Here is a 14,339-nt window from a genome sequence, read left to right as displayed (position 1 = left end):
TCGCTATACTCCTTTTAAGCACCAGGCCATTTCCCGCGCGCGGCGGTTGTCCAGCCCCTGATTAAACACACCTTTGACATATACCCAGCGCGGCAGCTGATGGCAGGCATCCGCCCAGCGCCGCTGATTCAGCAACTTAACCAGCGTGGAGCTGCAGGCGTTGCCGGTGCCCACGTTGAAAGCAAACGACACCACCGCGTCATAGACCTTTTGCGGCACCGGCTGCACCACACATTTTTCCAGCGCCCGCTCCACGCGCAGCACGTTGGTGATAAGTCCCTGCGCCGCCTGCCGCTCCGTTATGGTTTTTCCCGGCACCACACCGGACGTATTACCGATCCCGTCAGTCCAGACACCTGCGCTGCACTGATAAGGCTGCAGGCGGCATCCCTCGTAATCGGCAATCAGTTTCAGCCCCTCAACGGAGGTATGAAGCGACTGGAAACCGGGCAGCGTGGCGGCGATAGCCAGCACCGCCCCAACAATGCAGCGCTTAACGATTGAAGGATTCATATTCCCCCCGCGAAATTTTGCCGCCACGTAACAATTTGAAAGACTGGTGTTTGTAGTACCAGTTGATAGCCAGCATCAGCACACCAATCAGTACGCCGCCAACCGTTGACGCGTCCTTGAGCGACAGATCGCCCAGCCATGCCAGCAGCACGGCGATGCAGTAAGTGATAAAGGCGCTGATTCGTTCAAGCGTCATAATTCAGTCCCATAGCTGGACGGTCTGCGCCGTGGTTGACGCCGTAATGTCCGGCAGCTCCACCTGCAGCCCGTGCGGTAAAAATGGGCCGTACTCAGCCAGCCCCGGATTTGCCTGCAGAACCTGCTCAGTGACACCCTGCGTGCGCCCGTAATGACGCCAGCAAAGCGCGTCCACCGTGTCATACTGATGCGCACGCACTTTCATCAGATAAGCTCCACCGTACAGTGCGGCGCATCCTGCACCCGGCTGATAGCCCAGCGGGCATCACGCCACAGATCGCCGCTGGCCTCCGCCAGTTCCTCCCCTCGCTTCACGCCTGACGCAGTGGCGTCATAGTCCTGATAACGCTCATTGAGCACAGCACGCGCCCAGCAAAAAACGGCGTTGTGGTAGTGCTGGATACGCTCGCTTTTGCCGTCCAGCATATCCGCCGGTACATCTGCAAGTGTCCGCCAGCCCAGCAACTGCTGGCGGTTGCGGAAGTCGTACAGCTCAGCGTTAACCTCAGAAATAGCCGTCAGCACAACCTGCTTTAAACGCGGCTGCGTCACCGTGCCGTCAGTTCGCATCACACTGCGAAATTCCGACAGGTCCACATCAGGCCAGAACGGCGTATTTTTGATGACCTCCGCCTGTTCCGGCACCTGTTCGGGCGCAACAAACTTCATGCGGCTTTCTCCTGAATAAGTGGGCGGTGGACGGAATTTTGATGTGGCAGTGCCTTTCGCCATCCCGTGCCGCCCGTGCGCGGGGCACGTTCTTTAGCGGCTGTCATTGCGCAGTCTGCGCTCCAGCTGCTGCTTTTCTTTTTTCACACCGCAGCGGGGATCAAGCTGCAGCGCATGGGTAAGGTGATTCAGGGCAGACGCCGGATTGCTTTCGCTCAGTACAGCGCCGATGGCTTTATGCAGTCGCGCCCGCGACTGGTCCGGCATATCCAGATCGGTTGTCAGGTCCAGTGTCTGCAGAAGCAGATCGGCATCAAAACCGGCAGCAGCAAGCAGAGCGCTTTGCGCCGCGTCTGCCATTTCTTCTGCCAGCACGGTCTGCACGTTACGGTTGCCCAGCGGCATAACCCAGCCATGGCGCAGCGCATGACGCCCGATTTCCAGCGCACCGGCATAATCACCGGCGTCGATACGCCACAGCATCACGTACATCAGCACGTCATCCTGCTGCGCGCCTTCGGCAGCCAGCACGCCCTCTGCCCAGGCAGAATATTTCGGTAGCAGTTCCACCTTGATTTCCGCCTTTTTCACCGTGGACTGGACACCCTTGAGGCGGCGGCGGTCTTCTGCCAGCTGCAGCAGCATCAGGTCATAGCCCGACGCATGGCGAACACTGCCGCCCTCACGGGCGGCCTGTTCAGCCTGAATGCGCAGGCGGTGCTGCCGTGCGGGACTCAGGCTCATGCGTTATTCCCCACTTTCCGGTGCGGCAGGCGCGCTGAAATCACCGATTTCGATGTTTTCTACCAGCGCCGCGCAGCGGTAGTCCTCGACCACATACGCCTCGTTGACGGATTCAAAGTTTTCAATCCGGTCGCGTTTCGGGTTGTCGATAACTGAACGGCGGCGGGTGTCTTCCTGCCAGTAGATGGACAGGTTATCCAGACGGGTGATCAGCAGGGCATTTGCCGGGAAGAAAGGCGCGCGCACAGCCTGCAGGCCGCCCATGCGTTTCTGGCTGATGATCAGATCGGCGGCGATTTTCTCGCTGTTGTCCTGCTCTTTGTTGACCAGCGGGAAATACTTGTCAGACAGCAGTTCACGTCCGCAGACAACAACCAGCTCGTCATCATCCTGATACTCCACATCGATCAGCTCGTTGACGGTATCCATCACCACCGCGTCAAGATTTACATACTTACCACCCGGACCTACTTTTACTGGTTCTGCAGTAGTGGTGCCGTCTTCTGCGGTTTTGCTGCCCATGACGTGATCCGGCGCGTCTTCGCGGATTTTCTGCAGCCAGCCTTTATTGACGTCCTGCAGCAGCGGGTTTTCAGCACGGTTGGAGGTTTTGGCGCGCTTCACGCCGTTAAAGCCGATCATGATGCGGTCCAGCGCCTGACGCTTGACGATGGCGTTGCGAATACGCACCTGGAAGTCCTGGAATTTCGCCCACATGTCCAGTTTTGCGTAGGTCAGCACCGTATCAAAGTTGGTCTGCTCGCATTTGTATTCCACGTCTTCCATCAGCGTCGGATCGGTAGGCTCGCGCTCTTTGGTGGTGGTATCGGTGGTTCCGGCAATGGTGCTGCCAACGCCCAGCCCCAGCAACTGACCGGACTGCTCAGTGACCGGCGTGATGTTAATAACCGTCAGGAAAGCGGCGGACTGCTGGATCTGGTCTTCCAGCGTCTGCTGCACGGACGGCTCCACGGTAAACTTGCTGGACAGTTCTTCAACTTCCACACCGTTCAGGCGCGCCAGTTGCTGCAGGTAAGCGTTAAAGGCAAAGCGGGTTTTCTTTTTCATCGGGTTTTATGCTCCATCAGCAATTGGTCAGGGTGCCTGCCGGTGCGTCACCGCCCGGCGCGCGCTGGCGGTAATCTTTGCGGCTGTCTTCACGGCTCAGCTGCTGCTGTAACTCGGCAAAGGCGGTCTGCTGCTCCTGCAGGGAGGACTCCAGCTCAGAAAGGCGCTGGTCCTGATCGGACAGGGATTTATCAGTGCGCTCGCTCAGGATCTGCTGCTCAGTAGCGACCAGCTCCACGGCTTTATGCACATCAGAGAATCGCGCATCGTCGGTCTGCTCTTTTTTGGTGAACAGCGCGGTGACGCGGGCAAAGAGGGACGGCTTTTCGTCCTGGGCTTCTTCCAGTTCAATCAGCGTTTCAACCGCTTCCGAAAACAGGTTTTCAGGGTTCAGCTTACGGTTTGCCAGCGGGTTATGTGCTGCACTGGCGCTGAAAGCCAGCATTTCGGTGCCCAGGCTCGCAGGATCGTCCGTCGCACCCAGCCCCACAAGATAGGCTTTGCCGGTGTCGGCAAACTTCGTGCTGACCTCCATGGAGGTGAAAAGCTTCTGGCCTTTCTTCACCAGTTCCACCAGGGCGTCCGTGGGTTCGATATCGGCATAAAGCGCCATCTTGCCCGCCAGCGGGCCGTCCTGGATTTCTTCTGCAACCAGCCCCGTCACCCTGCCGTAGCGGTTAAAGGTGCTGTCCGGCAGATAAGACTTGATGTGCTCAAGGTTAATCAGCGCGGTATAGACCGTCGGGTTGTAGCTGGCAGCCATCTGTACCAGCCATTCACGCTGGATCTCGCGCCCGTCAGTGGTGGCACCTTCCACCCCGATACGGAAACGCTTTGCTTTCACTGTCATGAGCCGTGCTCCGTTAGAAATAACTTACTGGAGCCTTATGTTTGCGGTGATGGGGGGAGTGAGACAACGCGCTGTATTTGTACGGTAAACCACACAAACCGCAGCCGGGGAAAGCCTCCATCCAAGGCCGTATGTTTGGGCCATGAACACGACACTGACCCCCGCAGACCTCGATCCCCGTCGGCAGGCCATGCTGCTGTACTTTCAGGGATACCGCGTAGCCCGCATTGCTGAAATGCTGGGCGAGAAAGTTGCAACCGTTCACAGCTGGAAGAAACGCGACAAGTGGGGCGACTATGGGCCGCTGGATCAGATGCAGCTCACCACCGCCGCACGTTACTGCCAGCTCATTATGAAGGAGCAGAAAGAAGGGAAAGACTTCAAGGAAATTGACCTGCTGGCGCGCCAGTCAGAGCGCCACGCCCGGATCGGTAAATTTAACGATGGCGGCAACGAAGCAGACTTAAACCCGAAAGTTGCCAACCGTAACAAAGGGCCGCGCCGCCAGCCCGAAAAGAATGTTTTCACCGATGAACAGACCGAAAAGCTGGAAGAAATCTTCCGCAACGGCATGTTTGAATATCAGCGCCACTGGTGGCAGGCAGGCGTAAAACACCGCATTCGCAACCTGCTTAAATCACGTCAGATTGGGGCAACATACTTTTTTGCCCGCGAAGCGCTGATTGATGCCATCACCACCGGGCGCAACCAGATCTTCCTCTCAGCCAGTAAGGCGCAGGCGCACGTCTTTAAGCAGTACATCATCGACTTTGCAAAAGAGGTGGATGTTGAGCTGAAAGGCGACCCGATGACGCTCAGCAACGGCGCGTGCCTGTACTTCCTCGGCACCAACGCCCGCACGGCGCAGAGCTACCACGGCAACCTGTACCTTGATGAATATTTCTGGATACCGAAATTCCAGGAGCTGCGCAAGGTTGCCTCCGGTATGGCCATTCACAAGAAATGGCGACAAACCTACTTCTCCACGCCGTCCAGCCTGACCCACAGTGCCTATCCGTTCTGGTCCGGCGCGCTGTTTAACCGGGGCCGTGCCAAAGCGGACAAAGTGGATATTGACCTGACCCACAGCAACCTTGCGCGCGGCCTGCTCTGCCCTGACGGACAGTACCGCCAGATCGTCACCGTGGAGGATGCGGTGCGCGGCGGCTGTAACCTGTTCGACCTCGACCAGCTGCGCATGGAGTACAGCCCGGACGAATACCAGAACCTGCTGATGTGCGAATTTATTGACGATCTGGCGTCAGTATTCCCGCTCAGCGAACTGCAGGCGTGCATGGTGGACAGCTGGGAAGTCTGGACCGATTTTCAGGCTCTGGCGCTGCGCCCGTTTGGCTGGCGCGAAGTCTGGATCGGATACGACCCGGCGAAAGGCACGCAGAACGGTGACAGCGCCGGGTGCGTGGTGGTGGCACCGCCAACCGTGCCGGGCGGCAAGTTCCGCATTCTGGAGCGACACCAGTGGCGCGGGATGGACTTCCGCGCCCAGGCTGACGCCATTAAAAAACTGACGCAGCAGTACAACGTGACCTATATCGGCATCGACTCGACCGGCGTCGGTCACGGTGTCTACGAGAACGTGAAAGCGTTCTTTCCTGCCGTGCGGGAGTTTGTCTACAACCCCAACGTCAAAAACGCCCTGGTGCTCAAGGCCTACGACATCATCAGCCACCGCCGTCTGGAGTTTGATGCCGGACACACTGACATTGCGCAGTCCTTTATGGCTATCCGCCGGGCCACCACCGCCAGCGGCAACCGCCCTACCTACGAAGCCAGCCGCAGCGAAGAAGCCAGCCACGCAGATTTGGCCTGGGCAACGATGCACGCACTGTTTAACGAACCGCTGCAGGGCGAATCCGCCAATACCAGCAATATTGTGGAGATTTTTTGATGAGTGAACCCGAAGCCTTAACCAGCCCAACGCCAACAGAAGCTACGGCGCCTAAAAACGCAGGCGTCACTGCCGAGGCTTTCAGCTTTGGCGATCCGATCCCGGTGCTGGACCGCCGCGAGCTGCTGGATTATGTGGAATGCGTACAGATGGACAGATGGTATGAGCCGCCAGTAAGCTTTGACGGGCTGGCGCGAACCTACCGCGCCGCTGTGCATCACAGCTCACCGATAGCGGTTAAACGTGACATTCTCAGCAGTACGTACATCCCGCACCGCCTGCTCAGCCAGCAGGCTTTTGCCCGTTTCGTCCAGGATTATCTGGTGTTCGGTAACGCCTATCTGGAAAAGCGCACCAACCGGCTCGGCGGCGTTCTCTCACTGGAGCCAGCACTGGCGAAGTACACACGCCGTGGCGTGGACCTCGACACCTACTGGTTTGTGCAGTACGGCCTGACCACGCAGCCCTATGAATTTACACAGGGCAACATTTTTCACCTGATGGAGCCGGATATTAACCAGGAGATTTACGGGCTGCCCGGCTATCTCTCCGCCATTCCGTCAACCTTGCTCAACGAGTCCGCCACGCTGTTCCGCCGGAAGTATTACATCAACGGCAGCCACGCGGGTTTCATCATGTACATGACCGACGCAGCACAGAACCAGGAGGACGTGAACAATATCCGCCAGGCAATGAAAAGCGCCAAAGGACCGGGTAACTTCCGCAACCTGTTTATGTATTCACCCAACGGTAAAAAGGACGGCATCCAGATCATCCCGTTATCGGAGGTTGCTGCAAAGGATGAGTTTCTGAACATCAAGAACGTCAGCCGCGATGACATGATGGCAGCGCACCGCGTACCGCCGCAGATGATGGGTATTATTCCCAACAATACCGGCGGCTTTGGTGATGTGGAAAAGGCCAGCCGTGTCTTTGTTCGCAACGAGCTGATGCCGCTGCAGAAGCGACTGCAGGAGCTTAACGACTGGCTGGGCGAAGAAGTGATCCGCTTTGAGCCTTACGACCTGGGTTTAAAAAGCAAGCGCAACTAACCTACTTCAACACCACTTCAAATATATGCCCATTCACAGCGCCCCGGCAGCATTCTGCGGGGCGCTTCTTTTTTGCTGCTGCTCCCTTTCCCTTAGAGATTGAATCCGCCAGCGTGCCTGATATTGTGCCGGATTTTCACCATTTCACCCCATTGCGCGCGCTCGTATCCCCGCCACGCCTGCCCGCTTTATGTAGTGGTTTTCATGCACCTGCATGAGACAGGCAAAAGCCCGCCAGTTCTGGCGGGCCTCAGCATAAACGATCCTTAAACGATCATGCGTTTTCATGCGGCATAGTCATGCACTACGACGAAATCAGTCAAACAGAGAATAATTTGCATCAAATTCATGACTTGTGGCTTCGACTTTCGTAATAACTATCAAGTAACCAAGTCCATCAGATAAAGACACCGGATACTCCAGCTCAAGCCAGAAACAGTCATCATAAGTTCTTCCCATCCAGTATCCGCCGCCGCACTCTTTTGGGCGTTGAAAGAAAACCCACTGACCTGGAATGATTGTTTCCAGCGTTTGACCGCGATATACAATTTGATACTTGTTGTCTTTAGACCCCATAGCTAACGCCTCGCATAGCTCGTTGTTCAACCTTGCGAGCGCCAGAACTACGTTCTGCCTCTCACAACGTTATCTAATGTAACCAGCTGTCGTCCTCCCAGACCTGCTGCATAATTTCCATCACTCGCTTTTTGTCTTCATCCAGTTTTAACCCGCTCAGTTCAACACCATTGGCACTGCCCTTACGGATACGAATTGCTGTTTTGGGATACAGAGGGCGCAAATTACGGTAAAGCTCGGATTCAAGGGCTTCCAGTGTGGCCTGGCTAATCTTCTGCTCTTTATCGATCATTATTTCAATGCGCATACAGATTCCCTTTAACTGGTAACGTCCATTGACCGGCTGTATTCATGGCTGCGAATTTTCGCCATCAACTCGTCTGTCAGTTCGGACACCCACTGGATAGCCAGCCGCTTTTCTTCGTCGCTGCACTCACTAGCCGCTACAAGCTTGATAAAAAAATCAATACGCTGGAGCTTCAATGACTCCAAAAGATAGTCCTGCATCTTCCCTCCTATCATTACACGGATACACAAATACTGTATATATATCCACTGTTTATATAAACAGTATAGTAGGAAAGAAAAAATGTAAAACTCTTTTTTGTCAGTTAATTGGATGTACTGACGCCAGTCAATAAAGCACGAAATGTTAAACAGCATCCTTAGTACCATTGACGCCATTTGTCATCTTCCTGCAGCCTCTGGTTACGGTAAAAAATACGTAAACCGGCACCGGATGGAATGCTGCCGCCACGCAGAAGCAAATCAATCTCAGGTGCACTACCTTCAAACCCTCTGGCAGTCAGTTCTGCCTCAAGCTGCAGGCGCTGCTGCTCCGAAATACTCTGTATGTATGCTTTTTTCCGCTTCGGTTTTACCAGTCTCAACCTGGCTGTCAGCTCCCGCCGTTCCTTCTGGCCCATGTTGTGGAGATATTCCTGCAGCTCCTTCTCATCCATGGTTTTAATATCGGGTAAATCACCCCCTGATTTGTTCAGATTTTCAACAGGGGGACAGTTATTGCCACGAGTCCAAGGGGCGCAAGCGCCCTGGTCGGCTGCCGCCTCCTGAACGTCAACGGCCTTGCGAACCTTTTTCCACTTCACCGCGTGCGTGCAAATCTTGCCCTCTACAATCGGGGACCAGATGCCATAGATACGGATACCATGATCGCCGTAGGCGCTCGGTTCGTCGTTAAGCTCATAAGCCGTGCGGACAAGGTGATGTTTGCGGGGCACCAGTACACCGCCCTGCTTCATGATGTAGGTGGCAAAGCAACCCGCATCTGCAGCTGCCAGTACCGCATCCAGACGCGGGTTATCCAGTACCGCCGCACCCGCTTTGCGTTCACCCTGCACTCTCGCCGCCTGACCAGCCAGCAAGCGCAGCTCGCGGTATGCCTGACGCCCCGGAATACCAAAGAAACGGAACTGCTGAACACGGTGCAGTGACGCCCAGGCGGTGACATGCTCGGCACTGTCACGCAGTGATCTGCCGGTTTCTTTGCTGATTTCTTTAGCCAGCCCGCGCCCGTCGATGTTCTTGCTGATGTATTTGGCGATGTAGCTGGTCGGTGTACCCTTGCGCGGGTTGATTAGCTCGGACTTGAAGCGCGGTCCGGTATTGGTGCCCAGCTCCTCGCGGTCTTCACGAATGGCAAACTTGCGCAGCATCGCAGTGATGGAACGGCGGTCTTTTTTGCGCATGAAGCACAGAAGATGCCAGTGCACGGTGCCGTCATGGTGCGGCTCTGCCACGCGGACGCCATACCAGCGCAGACCCGCCTTGTGCATTGCCTTGCGGAAAGCAGCGAACGTATCAACCAGATAGTCACTGCTCTGCCGGACGGTAGCACTGGTCCACTTCGGATTAGGTCTGCCGTTGTTGAGGGTTGCGTGGAAGCGTGACGGGCAGGTGATGGTATAGAACACTGCGCAGTCTCCGCGCATTTCCGCGATCAGCTCCAGCCCTTTGACACAGGCCATCATTTCATTACGGCGGTGCGCCGGGTTGCTGTTGCTGGCGTTCACCACATCTTCCATATCCAGCGTGTCACCGTCTTCGTTGACCAGCTCATGTGAGCGGAAGAACTCCAGCGATTTGCGGCGCTGCTCGCGTTTGTGGATCACGGCTTCATAGCTGACATACGGGGACGCTTTCTTGTTGACCAGGCAGACGGCGCGCAGTTGTTCCTCCCGCCACTCACAGCGCATCTGCCACAATTTGCGATACCACCAGTCCGCGCACAGCATGCGCGCCAGCGACGGCGGGATAAGCTCATAAGGCACCGGCTTGCGGCGGCGCTTTTTGCGGCGCAACTTATCAAAGGCAGGCGGGATGACCTCAAGGCGCATGGCTTCTGCAGCAACCCTTTCCCATGCCTGGCGGATTTCTTCTGGTTTTACATCTTCAGCAACAAACAGATCACCGCAGGCAGCATCAAGGCACATGCTCATATGTGCCGCAACCAGCGTGGACAGACGTTTGACCTGATCCTGACTCATTTCAGGCAGTACCAGTAGCCCCTCCAGCCCGTCCTGACTCGCCATGAACCGGAAAGACGCAGACACCTGGCTGTCACGCATGCGCTCCAGCCGCTCAAGACACGGTCTGATTGTTTCGCGCAGATAGCGGGAATAAGCCTTAGCCCTGCCCAGGCTATGGAAGTATTTAATCCGCTCCAGCAGAGGCTTGCTGATATGGGCAGGCATGGCGCTTACATCGGCAATAATCACCAAATCGGGATTAACGCGCTGCTGTTCGCGGGCCATTTTTGCATGGCTAATCAGCTGATCCTGCTCTATTTCACGCTGGACAGGATCGCGGGATTCATTGAAGAAATAACGTTCCCAAACCTTATCACTCAGCGCCTCACGCCGCAGATGCTCCTGCTCGTTATCCGTAGCGTACAGAGTGATGAGGTTTGAAAGCGCAGACTCCGGCGCTACTTCCGCCGGTTCCAGATACGGGTTAACCGCCTTTTTTGGGGTATTCCATGGAAAGGCTGCGGCGGCCTCATTCGAGCCGCCGGTCGCCACCATTTCGAAGCTGGTCAACTTCACAGGCCAGCCCCCATCATGTAAGACTTGATGAATACTACTGCCGCCTCTGCGTTTAAGGCGTTTCCGTAGGTTCGAATTCGTCCCACTCTGGAGGCAGCCCCATTAACCAAAGGCTCAAGGCCGGATTTAACTGGCCTCCATTTTCCATCTGTGCATTTGAGCCAGTCAGCATCTTTCCAGAAGCCGTTAACCGGACCGGGCCTGCAATCTGTGCCACCACATCCAGACGATCTGTCGATATTTTCCCGTTGCGAATCCTCCCCCCAGGATATCCCCCCTTGTGGTCGCTGGCTGTTGGCGTGGGCCAGCCAGCCATTTTTACCTGTTGCGCAAGGCTGCTGCCGGACATGCCCTCGGTAATCCCCCGCCCTCCCCGCCTGCTGTCGCTGGCGCTCGGAGTTGTCCAGCCCGAAAGCTGCGCAGCTGTCTGCAAGTTCAATCCTCCCTGACGGCCCGCGTTGCTGGGATGCTTCCAGGCATTCGCTGTGGGTGTGGGCCACCCAATAAGTTCTGTCCCGGATGTTCGGGGCACCGACGCTCGCAGCCGGAAACGCACTCGCCCCGAAGGCATAACCCAGGGCTTCCACGTCAGTCTGTACAAGGTCGATCCAGTCATTTGCGTCAGCACTTGCAGATTGCTCGCCAAAGACAACGACAGGGCGACGCTGCCCGACCAACCAATGCATGGCGGGCCATAAGTGCCGCTCGTCAGCAAACCCTTTTCCTTTGCCTGCCGCGCTGAAAGGCTGGCATGGGCAGGAACCTGTCCAGACCTCCCTGCTGTCTTCCCAGCCCACACGGCGCAAGGCATATGACCAAATACCAACCCCTGCAAAGAAATGGACCTGAACAAATCCTCGTAAGTCATCGGGTCTGACATCTTCAATACTCCTTTCATCTACGACACCCGGCATAATGCGACCGGCAGCCATGTGTACACGCAACCGCGCAGCTGCAAACGGGTCTATCTCGTTGTAATAAGCCCACGCACTCACACCCGCACCTCATGTTTAACGCAGCAGTCATGACCGCCTGCAGGGTCAAAACCAATCCAATAACGGGGTTTCGAAGTAGCAATAATTTCCACTGCGGACTTACCATCACCGGCAGACACACCCATGCTGCGCTTTGCCGTCAGCCGATAGCGGGAGAAATTGCGATAAAGAGAACGGGTCAAAGATGTATCACTGTTGGACACAATGACCGGATGACCTTCTGATGAACGACGCTCAAGAATAGACGCCAGATGATACTGATCATCCTCAGTAAATCCGGCGGTGTGATAACCGGTAAACGTTCCGTCATATGGCGGATCGCAATAAACCACATCGCCAGTCTTCAGCAGTGCCAGTGTTTCGTCATAGCTGGCACAGATAAACGTTGCACGTTGTGCCTTTTCTGCAAAAGCGCGTATTTCGTTTTCGGGGAAGTACGGATTTTTATAATTACCGTAAGGAACATTAAAGTGACCGCTCAAGTTATAGCGGCACAGTCCGCGATAACAATGGCGATTAAGATAAATAAACATGGCAGCGCGGCAATCCACAGGCCAATCACGTCTATGGTTAAATTCTTTTCGAATATCGTAGTAATCTTCTGCCGATTTATTTTTAGCAAATAAATCCTTGCCAATTGAGATTAATAATTCAGGTCCGCTTTTAATGGCATTGTAAAGACTTATCAGGTCTGGATTAATATCCGCGACAAGATAATGAGGATAGTCTGTCGCCATCATCACAGCACAGGAACCCGCGAAAGGTTCAACCAGCCGCGGGCCAGCAGGAAGGTGCTTAATCAATTCCGGCATGATAGCGGTTTTATTTCCCGCCCATTTCAGGATAGTGGTCATATAGCTCCCCCTGAAATGACATAGGAGAGAGCCTCAAGCGGCGTTAATGAGCGAATAGAAAGAATTACCCATTGCCCTTCCACTGCCACAACTTCATTAATCGGCAAAGTGTGGGTAATAACAGCGGCCCATTCCCGACCAGTATATGAACCGTGTTTCCATTCGCAGAGAGAAAGGACATCACCTACTTTGTAGCCGCGATCATCTTTGCGAAGCTCTGCCTTTTTGCTGCCAGCGACTACGGCATTAAAATACTTAGGTGCAATTTTTATCTGATGGATGCGCATAGTCATACTGCACCTCCGTTATAGTGTTTGCCTTTCAGCTCTGCGATTTCCTGACAAGTGACACAGCACTGCACGCCTGGAATGGCGCGACGGCGTGCTGGCGGGATCGGTGCATCACAATCAATGCAAAGCACACGGGAAACGCCCGGCGTTCTATTGCGGGCGGTGTGGATGTGGCGCTGACGTTCTTCTTCAACGCGCTGCTGTACAAGGTCCATTGAATCAGCCATCAGTGGATCTCCTGCGCTTCGTTCTGAATGTTTTCAGCCGCAATACGCAGCAGCTCCGCCGCTTCAACGTGATTAAGCTGGCGTGACGTGATATGGCAAGCCAGGCTATCAAGACGGGCTGCCATTACCGCAGCACGTGCACGGCGTTCTTCCATGCGCGCATCAGTCAGCATCTGGTTAAGGCCAGCATCATCTGGTCCTGTTTTGGTGATTCGGGTTTCAATATTTCGCATTGTTGTTTCTCCTGAATTTGGGCAATAAGATGCCCGGCGGGTTTACGCCTTTAATTTCGGTTGTGAATTAGTTCGGCATGGCTAGCCGATTTGGAAATAAACTCACCACTGTACGGAAATGGTTCATTGCTTTAATCAGCTCCCGCTTTTCGTCAGTCGTCAGCTCACTAACATTGACGCTATGACGTTCCGCCGGAATCTTTGCCATAAAGAATATTGCGGCTAGTGCGCGTTTATTCTGCTCATGGTTAATATCCCGTTGGTCCCGCATATCGCTAATAAAGCGCTCCAGTTCTGAATCAATATTTAAGCCAAACACTTTCGCCCTTAATTCCGCGATGTGGTTTAACCCATTAAGGCGGAGGCCAGCGCTTAGCGGAACAGTCGCAGCATCGCCTTCAATAGCCATGGTTTCCCCTGCTTTTTAGTGGACAGCTCAGCCAGCAACGCATCCTGAGAGCGGCACGGATGCCAGCGCTTGCCATCCTTCCCCATAATCCAGCCATGACCGCAGTGCATTGCAGGACTTTGCTTAACGAGCAGTGATGCAAAAGATGGTTCTTTAGTCAGCATAGCCACCTCAGATCAGACCGAACGAAGCGCCCAGGCCCGTCACGGTATCTACCGCGCTTGCCATCGCCGGATTCGCCTGCAAACGCGCATGCAATGAAACTGCTGTGAGTGCCATAAGGCGCGTAACAGAGTTGATGCTATTGATTACATCGCGGCGGCCTGCACTGGTTTTTACATCACCGGAAACTGCGCCTGCAGCTACACGCCCAATCTCCGCAGTTGCACTCATGACGTAATGCGGCAGGTTCTCTTTTGCCACTTCATTCAATGGCACGCACGGCAGGCAATGGATTTGAGCAAGAAAACCGTCAACCAGCGTTGAGTCCTCTGTGATATCAGTCAGCAGCCAGATCTCCGGCGGCGTGAGTTGATGCGGTTGCTCCGGGTTCAGCTTATTGCGTAGCGTCTGGACGTTCATTCCTGCACGCTCCGCCAGTTTCGTCATATTGTGACGCAGTGCGAAAGCCCGACAGGCTTCGCTGAAATGTGGATGTTTAGAAATGCGATAGTCAAACATAGTCAA

General features: G+C 55.0%; 21 protein-coding genes. 2 read left to right on the top strand and 19 right to left on the bottom strand.

The window, feature by feature from the left end:
* Nucleotides 1-3 precede the first annotated feature (3 nt).
* From OGV75_RS12850 to OGV75_RS12820, 7 genes are all read right to left on the bottom strand, one after another.
* Nucleotides 4-513 (bottom strand): lysozyme, encoded by a 510-nt coding sequence (locus OGV75_RS12850; RefSeq protein ID WP_001069891.1) that lies wholly within the window; start codon nucleotides 511-513, stop codon nucleotides 4-6.
* Entirely contained in the window at nucleotides 494-709 is a 216-nt protein-coding gene (locus OGV75_RS12845; RefSeq protein ID WP_000171565.1) for an HP1 family phage holin, read from the bottom strand. The genes OGV75_RS12850 and OGV75_RS12845 overlap by 20 nt, the downstream gene beginning before the upstream one ends.
* A 3-nt stretch (nucleotides 710-712) precedes the next feature.
* Nucleotides 713-916 carry a tail protein X gene (locus tag OGV75_RS12840; RefSeq protein WP_000868184.1) on the bottom strand — a complete coding sequence of 68 codons (204 nt, stop codon included), beginning with the start codon at nucleotides 914-916 and terminating at the stop codon, nucleotides 713-715.
* Nucleotides 916-1,380, bottom strand: a complete 465-nt coding sequence (locus OGV75_RS12835) for a head completion/stabilization protein (RefSeq protein WP_286480737.1) — start codon at nucleotides 1,378-1,380, stop codon at nucleotides 916-918. Before OGV75_RS12835 ends, OGV75_RS12840 begins: the two co-directional genes overlap by 1 nt.
* A gap of 93 nt (nucleotides 1,381-1,473) precedes the next feature.
* Nucleotides 1,474-2,124, bottom strand: coding sequence for a phage terminase small subunit (gene gpM, locus OGV75_RS12830; RefSeq protein ID WP_000059171.1), 651 nt, complete (start codon nucleotides 2,122-2,124; stop codon nucleotides 1,474-1,476).
* 3 nt (nucleotides 2,125-2,127) lie between these two features.
* Nucleotides 2,128-3,192: a phage major capsid protein, P2 family gene (locus OGV75_RS12825; protein WP_048232602.1), complete on the bottom strand. Its 1,065-nt coding sequence runs from the start codon at nucleotides 3,190-3,192 to the stop codon at nucleotides 2,128-2,130.
* A 16-nt stretch (nucleotides 3,193-3,208) separates the two neighbouring features.
* A complete protein-coding gene (locus OGV75_RS12820; RefSeq protein WP_001528599.1) occupies nucleotides 3,209-4,042 on the bottom strand; it encodes a GPO family capsid scaffolding protein in 834 nt (277 codons plus the stop codon).
* 142 nt (nucleotides 4,043-4,184) lie between these two features.
* Between OGV75_RS12820 and OGV75_RS12815 the strand changes: the two genes are divergently transcribed.
* Both OGV75_RS12815 and OGV75_RS12810 read left to right on the top strand, forming a co-directional pair.
* Nucleotides 4,185-5,951: a terminase ATPase subunit family protein gene (locus OGV75_RS12815; protein WP_001528644.1), complete on the top strand. Its 1,767-nt coding sequence runs from the start codon at nucleotides 4,185-4,187 to the stop codon at nucleotides 5,949-5,951.
* Nucleotides 5,951-7,003 (top strand): phage portal protein, encoded by a 1,053-nt coding sequence (locus OGV75_RS12810; RefSeq protein WP_001528593.1) that lies wholly within the window; start codon nucleotides 5,951-5,953, stop codon nucleotides 7,001-7,003. Before OGV75_RS12815 ends, OGV75_RS12810 begins: the two co-directional genes overlap by 1 nt.
* A 315-nt stretch (nucleotides 7,004-7,318) precedes the next feature.
* On the opposite strand, the gene OGV75_RS12805 is transcribed toward OGV75_RS12810, so the two are convergent.
* The 12 genes from OGV75_RS12805 to OGV75_RS12750 all read right to left on the bottom strand — a co-directional run bounded on the left by OGV75_RS12805 (nucleotide 7,319) and on the right by OGV75_RS12750 (nucleotide 14,333).
* Nucleotides 7,319-7,579, bottom strand: coding sequence for a hypothetical protein (locus OGV75_RS12805; RefSeq protein WP_019077493.1), 261 nt, complete (start codon nucleotides 7,577-7,579; stop codon nucleotides 7,319-7,321).
* 73 nt (nucleotides 7,580-7,652) lie between these two features.
* Nucleotides 7,653-7,886, bottom strand: coding sequence for a DinI family protein (locus OGV75_RS12800; RefSeq protein WP_019077494.1), 234 nt, complete (start codon nucleotides 7,884-7,886; stop codon nucleotides 7,653-7,655).
* Nucleotides 7,887-7,897: 11 nt separating this feature from the next.
* Nucleotides 7,898-8,086 (bottom strand): hypothetical protein, encoded by a 189-nt coding sequence (locus OGV75_RS12795; protein ID WP_001154444.1) that lies wholly within the window; start codon nucleotides 8,084-8,086, stop codon nucleotides 7,898-7,900.
* A 158-nt stretch (nucleotides 8,087-8,244) separates the two neighbouring features.
* Nucleotides 8,245-10,623, bottom strand: a complete 2,379-nt coding sequence (locus OGV75_RS12790) for a replication endonuclease (protein ID WP_286481014.1) — start codon at nucleotides 10,621-10,623, stop codon at nucleotides 8,245-8,247.
* Between the two features lie 17 nt (nucleotides 10,624-10,640).
* Nucleotides 10,641-11,639 carry a DNA cytosine methyltransferase gene (locus tag OGV75_RS12785; protein WP_240389486.1) on the bottom strand — a complete coding sequence of 333 codons (999 nt, stop codon included), beginning with the start codon at nucleotides 11,637-11,639 and terminating at the stop codon, nucleotides 10,641-10,643.
* A complete protein-coding gene (locus OGV75_RS12780) occupies nucleotides 11,636-12,493 on the bottom strand; it encodes a DNA adenine methylase (RefSeq protein WP_286480736.1) in 858 nt (285 codons plus the stop codon). The genes OGV75_RS12785 and OGV75_RS12780 overlap by 4 nt, the downstream gene beginning before the upstream one ends.
* Complete coding sequence (locus tag OGV75_RS12775; protein WP_000178747.1) at nucleotides 12,490-12,786, bottom strand: DUF3850 domain-containing protein; 297 nt, start codon at nucleotides 12,784-12,786, stop codon at nucleotides 12,490-12,492. The genes OGV75_RS12780 and OGV75_RS12775 overlap by 4 nt, the downstream gene beginning before the upstream one ends.
* Nucleotides 12,783-13,010 carry a TraR/DksA family transcriptional regulator gene (locus tag OGV75_RS12770; RefSeq protein WP_000785513.1) on the bottom strand — a complete coding sequence of 76 codons (228 nt, stop codon included), beginning with the start codon at nucleotides 13,008-13,010 and terminating at the stop codon, nucleotides 12,783-12,785. Before OGV75_RS12770 ends, OGV75_RS12775 begins: the two co-directional genes overlap by 4 nt.
* Nucleotides 13,010-13,243, bottom strand: coding sequence for a DUF2732 family protein (locus OGV75_RS12765; protein ID WP_076009140.1), 234 nt, complete (start codon nucleotides 13,241-13,243; stop codon nucleotides 13,010-13,012). The genes OGV75_RS12770 and OGV75_RS12765 overlap by 1 nt, the downstream gene beginning before the upstream one ends.
* Nucleotides 13,244-13,310: 67 nt before the next feature.
* On the bottom strand, nucleotides 13,311-13,652 hold the full coding sequence (locus tag OGV75_RS12760) for a DUF5347 family protein (RefSeq protein ID WP_000963480.1): 342 nt from the start codon (nucleotides 13,650-13,652) through the stop codon (nucleotides 13,311-13,313).
* Nucleotides 13,616-13,816: a phage filamentation protein Fil family protein gene (locus OGV75_RS12755; protein ID WP_000956168.1), complete on the bottom strand. Its 201-nt coding sequence runs from the start codon at nucleotides 13,814-13,816 to the stop codon at nucleotides 13,616-13,618. The genes OGV75_RS12760 and OGV75_RS12755 overlap by 37 nt, the downstream gene beginning before the upstream one ends.
* Nucleotides 13,817-13,823: 7 nt before the next feature.
* Nucleotides 13,824-14,333: a phage regulatory CII family protein gene (locus OGV75_RS12750; protein WP_130997526.1), complete on the bottom strand. Its 510-nt coding sequence runs from the start codon at nucleotides 14,331-14,333 to the stop codon at nucleotides 13,824-13,826.
* Nucleotides 14,334-14,339 lie beyond the last annotated feature (6 nt).

Source organism: Citrobacter sp. Cb028, from assembly GCF_030336705.1.
Classification (GTDB): Bacteria; Pseudomonadota; Gammaproteobacteria; order Enterobacterales; family Enterobacteriaceae; genus Citrobacter; species Citrobacter braakii.
The sequence above is the reverse complement of the archived record's forward strand: the minus strand, read 5'-3'. Positions and strand labels throughout refer to the sequence as shown.

Excerpts from the sequence above, each read along its gene's own strand:
- OGV75_RS12800 (WP_019077494.1), bottom strand. The coding sequence starts at position 7,886 with ATGCGCATTGAAATAATGATCGATAAAGAGCAGAAGATTAGCCAGGCC.
- OGV75_RS12765 (WP_076009140.1), bottom strand. The coding sequence starts at position 13,243 with ATGCGAAATATTGAAACCCGAATCACCAAAACAGGACCAGATGATGCT.
- OGV75_RS12845 (WP_000171565.1), bottom strand. The coding sequence starts at position 709 with ATGACGCTTGAACGAATCAGCGCCTTTATCACTTACTGCATCGCCGTG.
- OGV75_RS12760 (WP_000963480.1), bottom strand. The coding sequence starts at position 13,652 with ATGGCTATTGAAGGCGATGCTGCGACTGTTCCGCTAAGCGCTGGCCTC.
- OGV75_RS12820 (WP_001528599.1), bottom strand. The coding sequence starts at position 4,042 with ATGACAGTGAAAGCAAAGCGTTTCCGTATCGGGGTGGAAGGTGCCACC.
- OGV75_RS12840 (WP_000868184.1), bottom strand. The coding sequence starts at position 916 with ATGAAAGTGCGTGCGCATCAGTATGACACGGTGGACGCGCTTTGCTGG.
- OGV75_RS12755 (WP_000956168.1), bottom strand. The coding sequence starts at position 13,816 with ATGCTGACTAAAGAACCATCTTTTGCATCACTGCTCGTTAAGCAAAGT.
- OGV75_RS12805 (WP_019077493.1), bottom strand. The coding sequence starts at position 7,579 with ATGGGGTCTAAAGACAACAAGTATCAAATTGTATATCGCGGTCAAACG.
- OGV75_RS12815 (WP_001528644.1), top strand. The coding sequence starts at position 4,185 with ATGAACACGACACTGACCCCCGCAGACCTCGATCCCCGTCGGCAGGCC.
- OGV75_RS12750 (WP_130997526.1), bottom strand. The coding sequence starts at position 14,333 with ATGTTTGACTATCGCATTTCTAAACATCCACATTTCAGCGAAGCCTGT.
- OGV75_RS12790 (WP_286481014.1), bottom strand. The coding sequence starts at position 10,623 with ATGGTGGCGACCGGCGGCTCGAATGAGGCCGCCGCAGCCTTTCCATGG.
- OGV75_RS12780 (WP_286480736.1), bottom strand. The coding sequence starts at position 12,493 with ATGACCACTATCCTGAAATGGGCGGGAAATAAAACCGCTATCATGCCG.
- gpM (WP_000059171.1), bottom strand. The coding sequence starts at position 2,124 with ATGAGCCTGAGTCCCGCACGGCAGCACCGCCTGCGCATTCAGGCTGAA.
- OGV75_RS12770 (WP_000785513.1), bottom strand. The coding sequence starts at position 13,010 with ATGGCTGATTCAATGGACCTTGTACAGCAGCGCGTTGAAGAAGAACGT.
- OGV75_RS12825 (WP_048232602.1), bottom strand. The coding sequence starts at position 3,192 with ATGAAAAAGAAAACCCGCTTTGCCTTTAACGCTTACCTGCAGCAACTG.
- OGV75_RS12850 (WP_001069891.1), bottom strand. The coding sequence starts at position 513 with ATGAATCCTTCAATCGTTAAGCGCTGCATTGTTGGGGCGGTGCTGGCT.
- OGV75_RS12835 (WP_286480737.1), bottom strand. The coding sequence starts at position 1,380 with ATGAAGTTTGTTGCGCCCGAACAGGTGCCGGAACAGGCGGAGGTCATC.
- OGV75_RS12795 (WP_001154444.1), bottom strand. The coding sequence starts at position 8,086 with ATGCAGGACTATCTTTTGGAGTCATTGAAGCTCCAGCGTATTGATTTT.
- OGV75_RS12810 (WP_001528593.1), top strand. The coding sequence starts at position 5,951 with ATGAGTGAACCCGAAGCCTTAACCAGCCCAACGCCAACAGAAGCTACG.
- OGV75_RS12775 (WP_000178747.1), bottom strand. The coding sequence starts at position 12,786 with ATGACTATGCGCATCCATCAGATAAAAATTGCACCTAAGTATTTTAAT.